At 69.8% G+C, this 16399-nt stretch carries 14 protein-coding genes; 12 read left to right on the forward strand and 2 right to left on the reverse strand.

The annotated features are described in order from the left end of the window. Positions 1-11: 11 nt before the first annotated feature. Positions 12-1058: a LacI family DNA-binding transcriptional regulator gene (locus FBZ33_RS02365; RefSeq protein ID WP_141907846.1), complete on the reverse strand. Its 1047-nt coding sequence runs from the start codon at positions 1056-1058 to the stop codon at positions 12-14. Positions 1059-1257: 199 nt separating this feature from the next. On the opposite strand from FBZ33_RS02365, the gene FBZ33_RS02370 reads away from it, so the two are divergent. The 11 genes from FBZ33_RS02370 to FBZ33_RS02420 all read left to right on the forward strand — a co-directional run bounded on the left by FBZ33_RS02370 (position 1258) and on the right by FBZ33_RS02420 (position 14330). Next, a complete protein-coding gene (locus FBZ33_RS02370) occupies positions 1258-2505 on the forward strand; it encodes a maltose ABC transporter substrate-binding protein (protein ID WP_141907847.1) in 1248 nt (415 codons plus the stop codon). Then, the gene (locus tag FBZ33_RS02375; RefSeq protein ID WP_141907848.1) at positions 2505-4148 is read left to right on the forward strand and encodes an ABC transporter permease subunit; all 1644 of its coding nucleotides are present in this window, start codon (positions 2505-2507) and stop codon (positions 4146-4148) included. The genes FBZ33_RS02370 and FBZ33_RS02375 overlap by 1 nt, the downstream gene beginning before the upstream one ends. Next, entirely contained in the window at positions 4145-5032 is an 888-nt protein-coding gene (locus FBZ33_RS02380) for a sugar ABC transporter permease (RefSeq protein WP_088951442.1), read from the forward strand. Before FBZ33_RS02375 ends, FBZ33_RS02380 begins: the two co-directional genes overlap by 4 nt. Positions 5033-5111: 79 nt before the next feature. After that, entirely contained in the window at positions 5112-5453 is a 342-nt protein-coding gene (locus FBZ33_RS02385; protein ID WP_099857000.1) for a hypothetical protein, read from the forward strand. 276 nt (positions 5454-5729) lie between these two features. Next, positions 5730-6797, forward strand: a complete 1068-nt coding sequence (locus FBZ33_RS02390) for a BMP family protein (protein WP_088951443.1) — start codon at positions 5730-5732, stop codon at positions 6795-6797. 249 nt (positions 6798-7046) lie between these two features. Further along, positions 7047-8594: an ABC transporter ATP-binding protein gene (locus FBZ33_RS02395; protein WP_307871553.1), complete on the forward strand. Its 1548-nt coding sequence runs from the start codon at positions 7047-7049 to the stop codon at positions 8592-8594. Beyond that, positions 8591-9961, forward strand: coding sequence for an ABC transporter permease (locus tag FBZ33_RS02400; RefSeq protein WP_088951444.1), 1371 nt, complete (start codon positions 8591-8593; stop codon positions 9959-9961). Before FBZ33_RS02395 ends, FBZ33_RS02400 begins: the two co-directional genes overlap by 4 nt. Positions 9962-9964: 3 nt before the next feature. Beyond that, positions 9965-11245 (forward strand): ABC transporter permease, encoded by a 1281-nt coding sequence (locus tag FBZ33_RS02405; RefSeq protein ID WP_099850414.1) that lies wholly within the window; start codon positions 9965-9967, stop codon positions 11243-11245. Between the two features lie 172 nt (positions 11246-11417). Then, on the forward strand, positions 11418-12122 hold the full coding sequence (locus FBZ33_RS02410; protein WP_141907849.1) for a cytidine deaminase: 705 nt from the start codon (positions 11418-11420) through the stop codon (positions 12120-12122). Positions 12123-12258: 136 nt separating this feature from the next. Further along, complete coding sequence (locus FBZ33_RS02415) at positions 12259-13539, forward strand: thymidine phosphorylase (protein ID WP_088951448.1); 1281 nt, start codon at positions 12259-12261, stop codon at positions 13537-13539. A 110-nt stretch (positions 13540-13649) separates the two neighbouring features. Further along, positions 13650-14330: a DUF4272 domain-containing protein gene (locus tag FBZ33_RS02420; RefSeq protein ID WP_088951449.1), complete on the forward strand. Its 681-nt coding sequence runs from the start codon at positions 13650-13652 to the stop codon at positions 14328-14330. Between the two features lie 2 nt (positions 14331-14332). Here the strand turns inward: FBZ33_RS02420 and FBZ33_RS02425 are convergent, their stop codons facing one another. Then, positions 14333-15202 (reverse strand): putative RNA methyltransferase, encoded by an 870-nt coding sequence (locus FBZ33_RS02425; RefSeq protein WP_141907850.1) that lies wholly within the window; start codon positions 15200-15202, stop codon positions 14333-14335. Between the two features lie 106 nt (positions 15203-15308). Between FBZ33_RS02425 and FBZ33_RS02430 the strand changes: the two genes are divergently transcribed. Further along, positions 15309-16382 carry an adenosine deaminase gene (locus tag FBZ33_RS02430; RefSeq protein ID WP_141907851.1) on the forward strand — a complete coding sequence of 358 codons (1074 nt, stop codon included), beginning with the start codon at positions 15309-15311 and terminating at the stop codon, positions 16380-16382. Positions 16383-16399 lie beyond the last annotated feature (17 nt).

Consider the following 16399-nt stretch of genomic DNA (forward strand, 5'->3'; position numbering starts at 1 on the left):
CGCTGCAAGAGTCAAGCAGATCTTGCGTAAGACAACCGCGCGGAAGTCGAAACGACTGCGGTGGAGCCGCGCACCACCAGCTCCGGCCGGAACAGGTACTCCGAGTGCGGGGCGCCGTGCCCGTTGATCTCGTCGACCAGGGCACGGACGGCGGCGACCGCCATCGCGATGACCGGCTGCCGCATGGTGGTCAGCGGCGGGTCGGTGAAGGCCATCAGCGGTGAGTCGTCGTAGCCGACCACGGAGAGATCGCCGGGCACGCTGAGGCCACGTTGGCGGGCCGCCCGGACCGCTCCGAGAGCCATCAGGTCGGAGCCGCAGACGACGCCGGTTACACCGCGGTCGAGCAGTCGACCGGCCGCCGCCTCGCCACCCTCCACACCGAACAACGACAGCTCGGCCAGGGGGCCCAGATCCGATTCGGCGACACCGGCCAGGCGCGTCATCGCCGAGCGCCAACCGGCCACCTTGCGCTGCACGGGAACGAACCGGTCCGGGCCGGTGATCAGACCGATCCGCCGGTGCCCGAGCGCGACCAGGTGGGCGACGGCCAGCTCGGCCGCCTCCCGGTCGTCGCAGGAGACGAAGGGGGCGCCGATGCCCGGCACGTACCCGTTGATCATCACGACCGGCAACGGTCGGGCGAGCAGTGCCCGGTAGCGGTCGTGGTTTGCGGCGGTGTCGGCGTGCAGGCCGGAGACGAAGGCGATCCCGGAGACCTGCCGGTCCAGCAGCATCTCCACGTACTCGTCCTCGGTCACCCCGCCGGCGCTCTGGGTGCAGAGCACCGGCGTGAAACCGCTCTGTGCCAGGGTCGACTCGATGACCTGGGCGAAGGCGGGGAAGATCGGGTTGTCCAGCTCCGGCACCACCAGGCCGACCAGCCCGGCGCTGCGTTTGCGCAGTCGGGCCGGGCGCTCGTAGCCGAGCACGTCGAGGGCGGTCAGGACGGCCTGCCGGGTCTCCGGGGCCACGCCGGGGCGGTCATTGAGCACCCGCGACACCGTGGCCTCGCTCACTTCGGCCTGCTGGGCGATGTCGGACAGTCGAGCGCGCATGGCGGCACTTTAGCCCACCGGCAAGTTCTTGCGGGGTCCTTTGCAAGCGCTTCCATTACTTGCAACCTCTTGCTAACGTGCCCGCAACATGCGAGAGCAGCGGCGCAGCACCTCTGCGCCGGATGGCAAGAACTTCCAGAGGTTCCCACTGGCGGGCCGCCCTTCCCCCGGCGGACCCGCCATGACGACAGGAGTACCGATGCGCATCCGTACCGCGGGTGTGGTCGCCCTCTTCGCCCTGGCGCTCGCCGCCTCCGGCTGTGGCGGCGACAGCGACGAGCCGGCCGCGAAGGAAACCCCCAAGGCCGCCGGCGGCAAACTGGTGATCTGGGCGGACGACAAGCGCACCGCCGCACTCAAGCCGTTCGCCGAGAAGTTCGGTCAGGAGAACGGCGTCACCGTCGAGGTCCAGGCAGTCAGCAAGGACCTGCAGACCAACTTCGTCACCGCCTCCCAGCAGGGCAGTGGCCCGGACGTGGTGGTCGGCGCGCACGACTGGATCGGCAACCTCGTGCAGAACGGCGCCATCGACCCCGTGCAGCTCGCCGCCGAGCAGAAGAGCGCGTTCAACGAGACCGCCGTCAAGGCCGTCACCTTCAACGGGCAGCTCTACGGCGTGCCGTACGCGCAGGAGAACCTGGCGCTGATCCGCAACACCGAGTTGGCCCCCGAGGCGCCGAAGACCATCGAGGACCTGGTCGCCTCCGGCAAGAAGCTCAAGGCGGCGAAGAAGGCCACCGAGACGCTCTGCCTCCAGGTCGGCCAGAACGGCGACGCGTACCACATCTACCCGCTCTACAGCTCCGCCGGCGGTTACCTCTTCGGCACCGCGGCCAACGGGGACTACGACCCGAAGGACCTGGGCGTGGGCAAGCCCGAGTCGATCGAGGCCTTCAAGAAGATCGGCGCGCTGGGCGAGAAGGGCGAGGGTGTGCTCAAGCGCTCCATCTCGGACACCAACTCGATCTCCACGTTCACCGGCAAGAAGTGCGCGTACCTGGTCTCCGGCCCGTGGGCGGTGGCCGACGTCAAGAAGGCCAACATCTCCTACGACATCTCGGCCATCCCCGGCTTCGCCGGCGGCAAGGAGGCCCAGCCGTTCGTGGGTGTGCAGGCGTTCTACGTGGCCGCCAAGGGCAAGAACAAGGCGCTGGCCCAGGAGTTCGTGGCCAACTACACCACCACACCCGAGCTGGCCGTCGCGCTCTACAACGCCGAGCCCCGGCCGCCGGCGCTGACCGCCGCCCTCGACCAGGTCAAGGGCAACGACCCGGATCTGGCCAAGTTCCAGGAGGCCGGTAAGAACGGTCAGGTCCTCCCGGCCATCCCGGCGATGGCCGCGATCTGGGACCCGTTCGGCAAGGCCCAGGCCGCCGTCATCGGCGGGGCCGACCCGACCAGCACCATCACCACCGCCGGCAAGACCATTTCCGGCCAGATCAAGTAATGAGTACGCCGCTGTCCGGCCCGGAGTCCGCCACGCGGACTCCGGGCCGGGAGCCCGCCGGCTCCCCACCCCCGCGCCCACGTGCCTCGCGCTCGCGCGACGACGCCCCGATCACAGTGGCCGGGCTCGCCGGCAAGGTGCTCCTGCTCGGTCTGACCGCCGGCATCGCGGTCTGGGCGGCCTTCCCGCTCATCGCCGCCGAGATGTGGACCGGCCTCGCCCTGCTGGCGGCGTCCACGGTCGGGCTGTTCTACCTGTACCTCACCCGCCGGCACGTCCCGGCCAAGTACCTGGTCCCGGGCACCCTGTTCCTGATCGCCTTCCAGGTCTTCCCGGTGCTCTACACCGCCAGCACCGCCTTCACGAACTTCGGGGACGGGCACCGGGGCAGCAAGGACGAGGCGGTCGTCGCGATCCAGACCTCGTCGGTCACCCAGGTGCCGGGGTCCGCCGAATACGCCCTGTCGATCGCCACCAAGGGCGACCCGGCCACCGGTCCGCTGGTCTTCCTGGTCACCGACCCCGGCACCGGCGCGGTCTCCGTCGGCGACACCGGAGGGCTCCGCCAACTCGACGCCGCCGACGTCACGGTCGCCACCGGCGGCAAGGTCACCGCCGCCGACGGCTACACAGTGCTGACCTTCGGCCAGGCCAGCGCCCGCAGCAAGGAGATCACCGACCTGGTGGTCCCGACCGCCGGTGGCGCGGTGCGCTCCAGCGGCCTGTCCCGGGCGTACGAGGGCAAGGCGGTGCGGGCGTACGAGGCTGGCTGCGACTGCGTACGGGACACCGAGACCGGGCGGACCTGGACCGCCGACGAGGAGGCGGGCGCCTTCGTCGCCGCCGACGGCGAGCGGCTGGCCCAGGGCTGGAAGGTCAACGTTGGGCTGAACAACTTCACCCGGGTGCTCACCGACGAGAACATCTCCGGGCCGTTCCTCGGCACCCTGGTCTGGAACTTCGCCTTCGCCATCGGCTCCACCGGTGGGACGTTCGTGCTCGGCACGCTGATCGCGCTCGTCCTGCACTCGCCCCGGATGCGCGGCACCAACTTCTACCGGGTGCTGCTGGTCCTGCCGTACGCCATGCCGTCGTTCGCGATGCTGCTCGCCTGGCGGGACATGTTCAACGCCGACTTCGGCCTGATCAACAGTCTGTTCGGCCTGGACGTGGACTGGTTCGGTCAGGAGTGGACGGCCCGTTTCGCCGTCATCCTCGTGCAGCTCTGGCTCGGCTACCCGTACATGTTCCTGGTCGCCACCGGTGCCTTGCAGGCCATCCCGCGTGAGCTCACCGAGGCCACCTCGGTCGACGGGGCGTCGCCCTGGCAGTCCTTCCGCGCGGTCACCCTGCCGCTGCTCCTGGTCGCCCTGTCGCCGCTGCTGATCTCGTCGTTCGCGTTCAACTTCAACAACTTCAACGCGATCTACCTGACCACCGAGGGTGCGCCCTTCCCGGCCGACAACCCTGCCAACGGCGCGACCGACCTGCTGATCACGTACACCTACCGGCTCGCCTTCGGCGGGCAGGGCGCGCAGTTCGGCTTCGCCGCCGCGATCTCGCTGTTCATCTTCGCCATCGTCGCGGTGGTCTCCGCGATCAGCTTCCGCCGGACCCGCAAGCAGGAGGAGGTGTACGGGTGACAACGGTCAACCACATCCGGACCGGTCGGCGGCGTGGCCGCTGGTTGGCCGAGGTCGGCTGGCGGCACGTCGTCGCCGTGCTCGCCGTGCTGTTCAGCCTGTTCCCGATCCTGTTCGTGCTGTCCGCCGCGCTCAACCCGCTCGGCACGCTGTCCACCACCGAGCTGGTGCCCACCGGCGGGGTGTCGCTGGACAACTTCGGCGAGCTGTTCGATCGCACCGCCTTCGGACGGTGGTTCCTCAACTCGTTGCTGATCGCCGGGGTGGCGTCGTTCGCGTCGGTGTTCCTGTCCGCGCTGGCCGCGTACGCCTTCTCGCGGATGCGGTTCCGCGGCCGCCGGGTCGGGCTGCTCTCACTACTGCTGATCCAGATGTTCCCGCAGTTCCTGGCGATCGTGGCGATCTACCTGATCTTCGGCACGATCACCGACCTGTGGCCGTCGATCGGCTTCAACACCCCGTGGGGCCTGCTGCTGCTCTACCTGGGTGGGGCGCTCGGGGTGAACACCTGGCTGATGAAGGGCTTCTTCGACACGCTGCCGCGCGAGCTGGACGAGTCGGCGACCATGGACGGCGCGTCGCACGCCCAGGTCTTCTTCCGGATCATGCTGCCGCTGGTGGCGCCGATCCTGGCGGTGGCCGGGCTGTTGGCCTTCATCGGCACCATCAACGAGTTCCTGATGGCCAACGTGTTCCTCACCAGCAGCGACTCCAAGACCCTCGCAGTCGGGATGTACGGCCTGGTGCAGGGCAACCAGAGCAACAACAACTTCGGGATCTTCGCGGCCGGCACCCTGCTCACCGCCATCCCCACCGTGCTGGTCTTCCAGCTTCTCCAGCGCTACATCGTCTCCGGCCTGACCGCCGGCGCGGTCAAGGGCTGACCGTGCCGCGGCCGGAGTCGACGCGCCGACCGCCAGACCCCCTACTACAAACCGTCGTTGATGGGAGAGGATGGGCGGCGTGGAAGCGCTGCGACTAATCCTCCTCTACGTCCATCTGATCGGCTTCGCCCTGCTGCTCGGCGGATCGATCGCCCAATACATCAGCGGACGGCTTCGGATCAACCCGGCCATGCTCTGGGGGGCGGTGATCCAGTTGTTGACCGGGCTCGGCCTGTCCGCCCCGCTGCGCGACGGGGACGAGCCGGCGCCCGCGAAGCTTGTGACAAAGTTGGTGATCGCGCTGCTGATCTTTGTCATGGTCTTCTTCTCCCGGAAGCGGGACGCGGTGAACCGGGGTCATTTCCTGGCGATCGTCGGCCTGACCCTGGTCAACGCGGCGGTCGCGGTCTTTTGGCGGTAACGTCCGGGGAGGGGCCGCCCCCGGGAAAACGGACGTTTCGGATGGCACGTCGCTTGCTTACCAGCACAAAGAGTGACGTGCCCCACGCAAGGGTTACACCCGGGTAACAGGCGCTCAACAGTCGTGCACGATTGTCGGCCGGTGGGTGGGCGCGGGCGTACGCTCCCGTCCGTAACGTGGGACAGCCGGCGGCACACCGCAGGTCGGCTGATGGGCTGCCACCGCACTAGGCGCGGTGTGCAATGGGAAGGAGACGTCTTGCGCTCGGTGCGTGGGATGCGGATCGCCTCGATCGTCGCGGCAGGTGGGCTTGTGCTCACCGCCGCCGCTTGTGGCGAGGCCCCCGATGATGACAACAACGCCGGCAGTGGCGGCAAGAAGTTCAGCGCCTGCATGGTGACCGACGTCGGTGGCATCGACGACAAGTCGTTCAACACCTCGGCCTGGAAGGGTCTCGAGGAGGCCAAGGCCGCCAACAGCAACATCGAGACCAAGTTCGTGGCGTCGAAGGCCGAGGCCGACTACGAGCCGAATCTGACGCAGTACGTCAACCAGAAGTGCGACTTCATCCTGGCGGTCGGTGGTCTGATGGCCAACGCCACCTCGAAGATCGCCAAGGCCAACCCGAACCAGGCGTTCGGCATCGTCGACGCCAACCCGGGTGACGCCAACGTCTACCCGATGCAGTTCGACACCGCGCAGGCCGCGTTCCAGGCCGGTTACCTGGCCGCCGGGATGAGCAAGTCCGGCAAGGTGGGCGCGTACGGCGGCCTGCCGATCCCGCCGGTGACCATCTTCATGGATGGCTTCGTCGACGGCGTGGCGTACTACAACAAGACCAAGGGCAAGAACGTCCAGGCGCTGGGTTGGAACAAGGAGACCCAGAAGGGCTCCTTCACCAACGACTTCGCCAAGCAGGACGAGGGCAAGAAGGTCTCCGACGCGCTGGTCGCCCAGGGTGCGGACATCATCATGCCGGTCGCCGGTGGCGCAGGCCTCGGCACCACCGCCGCGGCCAAGGCCTCGGGTGGCAAGTACAGCACCATCTGGGTGGACGTCGACGGCTGCGAGAGCACCCCGGACTGCTCGGCCATCATCACCACGGTGGTCAAGAACATCCCGGAGGCCGTCAAGGAGGCCGTGCTCAAGGCCGCCGGTGGCGAGAAGCTGCAGGCCAACCCGGGCTTCGTGGGCACCCTGGCCAACACCGGCGTCTCGATCGCCCCGTACCACGACTTCGACAGCAAGGTTCCGGCCGAGCTGAAGGCCGAGGTCGACAAGATCAAGGCGGACATCGCCGCCGGCACCATCACCGTCACCTCGAAGGCCCAGCCGACCAAGTGACAACCGCCCGGCTCCTCCGGTGAGATCATCGGGGAGGTCGGCGGGGGACAGGTACGACCGATCGGCCGCTTCGGCCCTGCGGGTGACCGTGGGGTCGGAGCGGCCGATCGCGCACCACGTCAACCGGGCCGCTCCGGCCAGGTTGACGGCAGCTAGGCTGCACCATCGCTCGCACTCCAGGAGGTTGCGCTGAGACTCGAACTGCGCGGCATCACCAAGCGGTTCGGTGATCTGGTCGCCAACGACCACATCGACCTGACGGTGGAGCCTGGAGAGATTCATGCCCTGCTCGGCGAGAACGGCGCGGGCAAGTCGACCCTGATGAACGTGCTCTACGGGCTCTACCAGCCCGACGAGGGCGAGATCCTGGTCGACGGCAAGCCGTTGAAGCTGAAGGGCCCGTCCGACGCGATCGGTGCCGGGATCGGCATGGTGCACCAGCACTTCATGCTGGTGCCGGTCTTCACCGTCGCCGAAAACATCATGCTCGGCGCCGAACAGGTCCGGGGCGGCATCGCCGGTTTCCTGGACCGCCGACGTGCCCGGCGCGAGGTCACCGAGGTGTCCGAGCGCTACAACCTGCGGGTCGACCCGGACGCGGTGGTCGAGGACCTGCCGGTCGGCATCCAGCAGCGAGTCGAGATCGTCAAGGCGCTCACGCGCGACGTCGACCTGCTCATCCTGGACGAGCCGACCGCCGTGCTCACCCCGCAGGAGACCGAGGAACTGCTGACGGTCATGCGGTCGCTCAAGGCGGCCGGCAAGTCGATCGTCTTCATCACCCACAAACTGGGCGAGGTCAAGGCCATCGCCGACCGGATCACGGTGATCCGACGCGGCAAGACCGTGGGCACCGCCTCGCCGGACGCCAGTCGCGACGAGCTGGCCGCGATGATGGTCGGGCGCAACGTCCGACTCACCGTGGACAAGGGCCCGGCCACTCCCGGTGAGCCGGTGCTGGAGGTGACCGGGCTGGTCGTCGACGACGACCGGCAGATCCGCGCGGTGGACGGGGTTGACCTGACCGTGCGCGCGGGCGAGGTGCTCGGCGTGGCGGGCGTACAGGGCAACGGTCAGACCGAGCTGATCGAGGCGATCATGGGCCTGCGGCCGGTGCTCGCCGGCACGGTCAGCCTGGTCGGCGACCGGATCGACGGCTGGAAGCCCAAGAAGGTGCTCCGCGCGGGCGTCGGCTACGTGCCCGAGGACCGCAGCGTGGACGGCCTGGTCAAGGAGTTCAGCGTCGCGGAGAACCTGGTGCTGGACATCTACGACCGGCCGCCGTTCGCTGCCGGGCTCGCGCTCAAGCCGGACGCGATAGCGGCGTCGGCGAAGGAGCGGATCGAGCAGTTCGACGTCCGCACGTCATCGGCCGACGCGTCGGTGGGCACCCTCTCCGGCGGCAACCAGCAGAAGGTGATCGTCGCCCGGGAGCTGTCCCGGCCACTGAAGCTCTTCATCGCGGCCCAGCCGACCCGTGGCGTCGACGTCGGGTCGATCGAGTTCATCCACAGCCAGATCATCCGCGAGCGGGACATCGGCACCGCCGTCATGGTGGTCTCCAGCGAGCTCGACGAGGTGATCGGGCTGGCCGACCGGATCGCGGTCATGTACCGCGGTCGCATCATCGGCATCGTCGGCCCGGACACCCCGCGTGAGGAGATCGGCCTGCTCATGGCCGGCATCAGCCCGGACGCGGCACACGAGCGCAACACGGACGCCGTGCCCAGCGACGGGCCGGCCACCGACGGGAGCCCGGCGAGCGGCCCGGGTTCCGCGAGCGAGGACGAGGCATGACCAACCCCCCAACCCCGCAGTCCGGCTCGCCAGACAAGGAGCCGGCGAGCGAGGCGCAGGCCGCGCAGAACGCGCTCGGCAACACCGAACGGGCCGAGGTGGCGACCGAGCCGGGCGGCCCGGCGTCCAAGCCGGAGCCGGAGCAGAAGCCGAGTCTGGGCCGGTTGTTCATGGACAACCTCTGGGCGGCCAACACCTTCACGGTGACCCTGCTGTCGCTGGTGCTGGCGATCGTGGTCGGCGCGGTGCTGATGATCGTTTCTGATCCGGCGGTGCTGTCCACGTACTCGTACATCACCTCCCGCCCGTCCGACGCGATCAACTCCAGCTGGACGCTGGTCAGCGAGGCGTACGCGAACCTGTTCAAGGGCTCGGTCTTCGACCCCGAGGCGTTCTCCGGCTGGGTGAACGGCACCGGTAGCTGGCAGGCCGTTCTCGCGCCGATCTCCGAGACGCTCACCTACGCCGCGCCGCTGGTCTTCACCGGTCTGTCGGTGGCGCTGGCCTTCCGCGGCGGCCTGTTCAACATCGGCGCCCAGGGTCAGGCCACCATCGGCGTGATCATGGCGGCCCTGGCCGGCTTCCTGCTGCCCCTGCCGCCCGGCCTGCACCTGCTGGTGGCGGTGCTCGCCGGCGCGCTGGGCGGAGCGATCTGGGGTTTCATCCCCGGCATCCTCAAGGCCCGGGCCGGCGCGCACGAGGTGATCAACACGATCATGCTCAACTACGTCGCCACGTACTTCCTCACCTGGTTGATCGTGCAGAACGGTGTGCAGGACCCGAACCGCACCGACGCGATCAGCAAGGCGGTGGACACCTCCGCCCAACTGCCCCGACTGCTGGGCGACAACCTGCGGGTGCACGCCGGCATCCTGCTCGCCGTGCTGGCCACCTGGGCGGTCGCCTGGCTGCTCAACCGTTCGACGCTCGGCTTCGAGCTGCGGGCGGTCGGCGCCAACCCGGACGCCGCCCGTACCGCCGGCATCAGCGTCACGCGGACGTACATCCTGATCATGGTTTTCGCCGGCATCCTGGCGGGCCTTGGTGGCTCGAACATGGTGCTGGGCTCGACCGCCAGCGCGTTGACCCCGCTGGTGGTCGCGCAGATCGGCTTCGACGGCATCCTGGTCGCGCTGCTCGGGCGGGTGAAGCCCTGGGGAGTGCTGCTGGCCGCGTTGCTGTTCGGTGCGTTGCAGGCCGGCGGCAACCGGATGCAGTCGTACTCCGGGATCTCGCTGGAGCTGGTGACCGTGCTCCAGGCGCTGATCGTCATCTTCATCGCCGCGCCGGCCCTGGTGAAGGCGATCTTCCAGCTCCGGGCCGCGCGCGCGGCCCGGTTGCAGACGAGCCTGGCGAAGGGCTGGTAACTCATGTCCACCATGGCTGTCCCCGACATCGCGGTCGCCCCGGTCGACGAGGGCTTCTGGACCCGTAGCCGCAAGGTCGGCCTCACGCTGCTGGGGCTCGGCCTGCTGGCCGCGGTGCTCTTCGGCGCGCTCGCCACCAACCAGCAGGCCCGGTTCACGCTCAGCGACGACGCGGCCGGTGCCGCACTGAAGATCAACGGCACGATCGGGGCGATCCTGTTCGGGATCATCGCGATCGCCGCCGGCGCGGCGCTGCTCGCCGGGGTGCCGAAGCGGTGGTTCATCACCGTACTCGGCATCGGGCTGGTGGGCTTCGTGCTCTCGTTCCTCTGTTGGCAGGTCTCCGCCGCGCCGGCCGGGCAGAACTTCATGCCCCTGGTCAACATCATCCGGGGCACGTTCATCCTGGCCCTGCCGCTGATCTTCGGCGCGCTCGCCGGGGTGCTCTGCGAACGCTCCGGTGTGGTCAACGTGGCCATCGAGGGCCAGCTGCTGATGGGTGCCTTCAGCGGCGCGCTCTTCGGCAGCATCTCCGGCAGCGTCTGGGTGGGTCTGGTCGCCGCAGCCCTCGGCGGCGCGTTCATCTCGCTGCTGCTGGCCGTCTTCGCCATCCGCTACCTGGTCGACCAGGTCGTCATGGGCATCGTGCTGAACCTGCTGGCGGTCGGCGTCACCGGCTTCCTCTACGAGCGGCTGATGCAGACCGACGCGGCGAAATACAACAGCGCGCCCCGCTTCAGCAACTGGGAGATCCCGCTTCTCAAGGACATCCCGGTGCTCGGGCCGGCGCTGTTCCGCGGCAACATCTTCCTCTACCTCGGGCTGCTGCTGGTGCTCGTGATCCACATCGGGCTCTTCCGCACCCGGTGGGGTCTGCGTACCCGCTCGGTCGGTGAGCACCCCATCGCCGCCGACACGCTCGGCGTCAAGGTGCTGCGGGTCCGCTACCGCAACGTGCTGCTGGCCGGCGTCGTCGCAGGCATCGGCGGCGCGTCCTACACGCTGGCGCTCTACTCGTTCACCAAGAACATGATCGGCGGCAAGGGCTTCATCGCACTGGCCGCGCTGATCTTCGGCCGGTGGAACCCGACCGGTGCGCTGCTCGCCGCGCTCTTCTTCGGTTTCGCCGACCAGCTCGCCACCTACCTGGGCGCGATCAGCAGCTCGATCCCCAGTCAGTTCCTGGCCATGCTGCCCTACCTGGCCACCATCCTGGCGGTCGCCGGGCTGGTCGGCCGGGTCCGCGCACCGGCCGCCGACGGCAAGCCGTACATCAAGGGCTGACAGGCCACCGCTTCTGTCGATCATGCAGTTGTGGTGCCTGACAAAAGTGGCGAAGCTTCACCTGCCGCCCATCACAACTGCATGATCGAAGGGGCAGGCGGGTCGGCACGCTTTTCGGGGGTGGCAGGACCCTGACGGCTGCTGAGCTGGGCCGCTTGGGCAGAATGGCGGCATGACCGACATTGACTGGGCACGGTTGCGCGCTGCCGCCATCGAGGCGATGCGGCACGCGTACGCGCCGTACTCGACGTTCCCGGTCGGCGCGGCCGCGCTGGTCGACGACGGCCGCATCGTGGTCGGTTGCAACGTGGAGAACGCCGCGTACGGTGTGACGCTCTGCGCCGAGTGCGGCGTGGTCTCCAGCCTGCACGCCACCGGCGGCGGGCGACTCGTCGCGCTCTCCTGCGTCGACGCCACGGGTGAGCCGCTGATGCCGTGCGGGCGCTGTCGGCAACTGCTCTGGGAGCACGGCGGGCCGGAGTGCCTGATCGAGAGCAGGACCCGCCCGCTGCGGATGGCCGAGCTGCTGCCACACGCCTTCGGTGTGGAGGACCTGGAGGCCGTCACCGGGGAGACGCCGGTGCCGGTGGTCCCGGAGCGACTGGCCGCCTGGCGCGGGCGCGGCACCGTCTTCGTGCACCCGGACATGTCCGCCGGCCAGCAGGTCTGGACGGCGTACTGGGAGCGGTCGGCCGGCGACGACGCGGGCGCCGAGACCGGGGTGTTGGAGGAGGCGTCTAGCTGGGACGACCCGGCCGAGGCGATCACCTGGGGTCTGGCCCGGACGCCCCGGGTGGTCGTGGTGGACGCCACCGGGACGATCTTCTGGGCTGGTGAGGGTGAGCCGCCGATGGAGATCCCGGTTCGCTGGAGTTGAGCTTTGGGGATTGGGCCGACCGTGCCCGGCTCCGGGCGGTCAGGCTTGATCCCTCCGCCGGGCACGGTCGGCCCAATCCCTCGGTGCGTGCGGTCCGCGGGTCGGTTTCACCATTCGACTAGGAAAGATTTTCTTGATGAGTGCTTTTGCTGCTGTTGACGTTATTCGGGTCAAGCGGGATGGCGGGGTGCTGTCGGACGCGCAGATCGACTGGGTGGTCGACGCGTACACCCGGGGGGTTGTCGCCGACGAGCAGATGTCCGCGCTGGCCATGGCGATCCTGCTCAACGGCATGACCGGGCCGGAGATCGCCCGGTGGACCGCCGCGATGATCGCCAGCGGTGAGCGGCTGGACCTTTCGGCGGTACGCCGACCGACTGTCGACAAGCACTCCACCGGCGGCGTCGGCGACAAGATCACTCTGCCGCTCACCCCGCTGGTGGCGGCGTGCGGCGCTGCCGTACCGCAGTTGAGCGGCCGAGGTCTCGGGCACACGGGCGGCACGCTGGACAAGCTGGAGTCCATCCCGGGCTGGCGGGCCACTGTGAGCAACGACGAGTTCATCACCCAGCTGGACGAGGTCGGCGCGGTCATCTGCGCGGCCGGCACCGGGCTCGCTCCCGCCGACCGCAAGCTGTACGCGCTGCGCGACGTGACCGGCACCGTGGAGGCCATCCCGCTGATCGCCAGCTCGATCATGAGCAAGAAGATCGCCGAGGGCACCGGCGCGCTGGTCCTCGACGTCAAGGTCGGCTCGGGCGCCTTCATGAAGTCCGTCGACCAGGCCCGCGAGCTGGCGCGCACCATGGTCGAGTTGGGCGGTGCGCACGGCGTCCGGACGGTCGCCCTGCTCACCGACATGTCCACACCGCTCGGACTGGCGATCGGCAACGCCGTCGAGGTGACCGAGTCGGTCGAGGTGCTGGCCGGTGGCGGCCCGGCCGACGTGGTGGAGCTGACCCTCGCCCTGGCCCGGGAGATGCTCGACGCCGCGGGCCTGCCGGACGCCGACCCGGCGGCGGCGTTGCGCGACGGCCGGGCGATGGACTCCTGGCGGGCGATGATCCGGGCGCAGGGCGGCGACCCGGACGCGCCGATGCCCGAGGCCCGCGAGGTCGAGGTCGTCCGCGCCGAGCGGGACGGACACGTCGCGGCCGTCGACGCGTACGCCATGGGGGTTGCGGCGTGGCGGCTCGGCGCAGGTCGGGCCCGCAAGGAGGACCCGGTCAGCGTGCCGGCCGGTGTGGTCCTGCACAAGCGGCCGGGTGACGCGGTGCGGGCCGGTGACGCCCTCTACGAGTTGCGCGCCGAGGACGCGACGCGGATCCCGGCGGCGTTGGCCGAGGCCGCCGACGCGGTACGGATCGCGCCGACCGCCCCCGCGACGACGCCGCTGGTCATCGAACGCATCGGCTGATCGAGCGCGGGTCGGGGCGGCGTGGTGCCGGTCACCTGGGAGCGCTATTGTCGCAGGCCAAGGGGGGACAACCGGCCTTGCGCCGGCGCGAGCAGACAGGAAGATCCGCCGTGACCGTTGCTGCCCCGGACCCACGTGAGGTGCGCGAGGCGAGTCTGGACGAGTTGTCCCGGCTCGGCCTGCCGTTGCCGCCGGCCCAGTTTCCCCTCGTCTGGGAGCCGGGCGACCGGATCGAGCTGCGCCCCACGGCGGAGATCGAGGCGCGGATCGCGGTGCTGCACCTGATCCTGGCCCGCTGCTTCGGGATGCCCCCGCAGGCGGCGATGAGCTGGCTGCTCGGCTCACACCTGGTCGAGATGGTCACCCCGCCGGAATGGCAGTTCGTGATGGGCGGCAAGGGTGACCACCGTTCGTTCGTGCTGCACCACGACGCGCTGTTCGCGCTGGCCTGGGTGCTCGGGCTGAGCAAGCAGCTCGACCCCACTCTGGCCGTGGACGAGCGGCTGGTCGAGCGGCTCCCGCACATCGCCGAGGGGGAGAGCTTCCCGCACTGGCGCTCCCGGATCCTCACGGCACCGCAGCACCCGGCCGACGCGGCCGCGCTGCTCGACCTGCACTACTGCCTGGACTGGGCGTACCTGGAGACCGAGCGCGACGGTCGGAGGGCCCCGGGCCTGGTCGACGCGAACGCGATCGGGCAGCGGCGCTGGGCCCTGGAGTGGGCGGTGATCCTGCGCGGGCCGTACCACGACGAGCCCCCCGGCTGGGAAGAGGTCGACCTCTCCACCTGAGGTCAGCGGGGTCGGTACGCGTCCACCCGGACCGCGACGGTCACCCGGACCGGCTCGGGCAGGGCGGCCAGCCGGTCGGCGAGAGCGCCCGGGTCGGTGTGCCAGGCGCTCGGGCCCATCCCGACCAGGCTGGCGGCCTCCCGGCGGGTCAGGGCCAGCTCCGCCCGGTGCACCGCCGAACTGACCGGGGTGAAGTGCCCGCCCAGGCTGCCGGTCACCCGGTCCGCCTTGTCCGGGTCCACCCGCAGCAGGTCGAGGGCATCCACCAACTCGGCGAGATGGTCGGTGTCGGGCGTGACCACCAGCAGCGTCCCGGCCGGGTCGAGCACCCGGTGGAACTCCGCGCCGTTGCGCGGGGCGAAGACGTTCAGCAGCACGGCCGTCGAGGCGTCCGCCACGGGCAGCCGCTGCCAGGTGTCGGCGAGAGCCGCGGCGGCCCGGGGATGCGCGCGGGCCGCGCGGCGCAGCGCCGGCTTGGACACGTCCAGGGCCAGACCCACGGCGTCCGGCAACGCCGCCAGCACCGCGCCGAGGTACCGGCCGGTGCCGGCGCCGGCATCCACCACCAGGGGGTACGCCCCGACGTCGGGCGCTGGCGGTTCGAGCCGGGCCACGGCCTCCGTCGCGGCGGCGGCGAGAGCGGCCGAGATGACGTCGTAGTGCCCGGCGGCCTGGAAGTCCGCGCGGGCCGCGACCATTTCGGGGGTGTCACCGACGTGCGGTGCACGACCGGTGAGCAGGTTGACGTAGCCCTGGCGCGCGATGTCGAAGCTGTGCCGGCGTGGGCAGCGCAGCGCGCTCGTGTCGGTGGCCTGCCCCAGAGACTCGCCGCAGACCGGGCAGCGCAGCCGGTCGAGGATGCGGGGGTCCACGTCAGGCGCACTCCATCCGCTCAGTTTAGACGTGCGCCGGATCGGAGGCCGTGACACCCGGGCGGCCCTGTCCCGGTCCGCCCAGGGCGCTGACTAGGGTCTGAGCATGGTCGCAACTATCCGGTATGAGGACATCGTCAAGGTTCCGAAGGCCCTGCTGCACGATCACCTCGACGGCGGGCTGCGGCCGGCGACGATCGTCGACCTGGCCGCGGAGGTGGGCCACGAGTTGCCCGCCACCGATCCCGACGCGCTCGGGCGCTGGTTCGCGGCCGCGGCCGACTCCGGCTCCCTGGAGCGCTACCTCGAAACGTTCGCGCACACCGTGGCGGTCATGCAGACCGCGCCGGCGCTGCGGCGGGTCGCCCGCGAGTGTGCCCTGGACCTGGCCGCCGACGGGGTGGTCTACGCCGAGGTGCGTTTCGCCCCCGAGCAGCACCTGGAGCAGGATCTCAGCCTGGACGAGGTGGTCGAGGCGGTGCTGGCCGGGTTCGCCGAGGGCACCGCCCAGGCCGTCGAGGCGGGCCTGAGCATCCGGGTGGGCACCCTGCTCACGGCGATGCGGCACGCCGCCCGCTCCCAGGAGATCGCCGAGCTGGCCGTGCGCCACCGGGACGCCGGGGTGGTCGGCTTCGACATCGCCGGCGCCGAGGCGGGCTTCCCGCCCACCCGCCACCTGGACGCCTTCGAGTACCTGCAACGGGAGAACTTCCACTTCACCATCCACGCCGGTGAGGCGTTCGGTCTGCCGTCGATCTGGCAGGCGATCCAGTGGTGCGGAGCGGACCGGCTCGGCCACGGGGTGCGGATCGTCGACGACATCGGCCCGGACGGCACGCTGGGCCGGCTGGCCGCGTACGTCCGGGACAAGCGGATCCCCCTGGAGCTGTGCCCGTCGTCGAACGTGCAGACCGGCGCGGTGGCCTCCATCGCGGACCACCCGATCGGTCTGCTGCGCGACCTGCGCTTCCGCGCCACAGTCAACACCGACAACCGGCTGATGAGCGGCACCTGCATGTCACGGGAGATGTCGCTGCTGGTGGAGACGTTCGGCTACGGCTGGAAAGAGCTGCAGTGGTTCACCATCAACGCGATGAAGAGCGCCTTCATCCCGTTCGACGAGCGACTGCGGATCATCGACGAGGTGATCAAGCCGGCGTACGCCAAGCTGATGGCCTGACGGTCAGCCGTGCTGAC

The organism is Micromonospora sp. A202, assembly GCF_006715105.1.
In the GTDB taxonomy this organism is placed as follows: domain Bacteria; phylum Actinomycetota; class Actinomycetes; order Mycobacteriales; family Micromonosporaceae; genus Micromonospora; species Micromonospora zamorensis.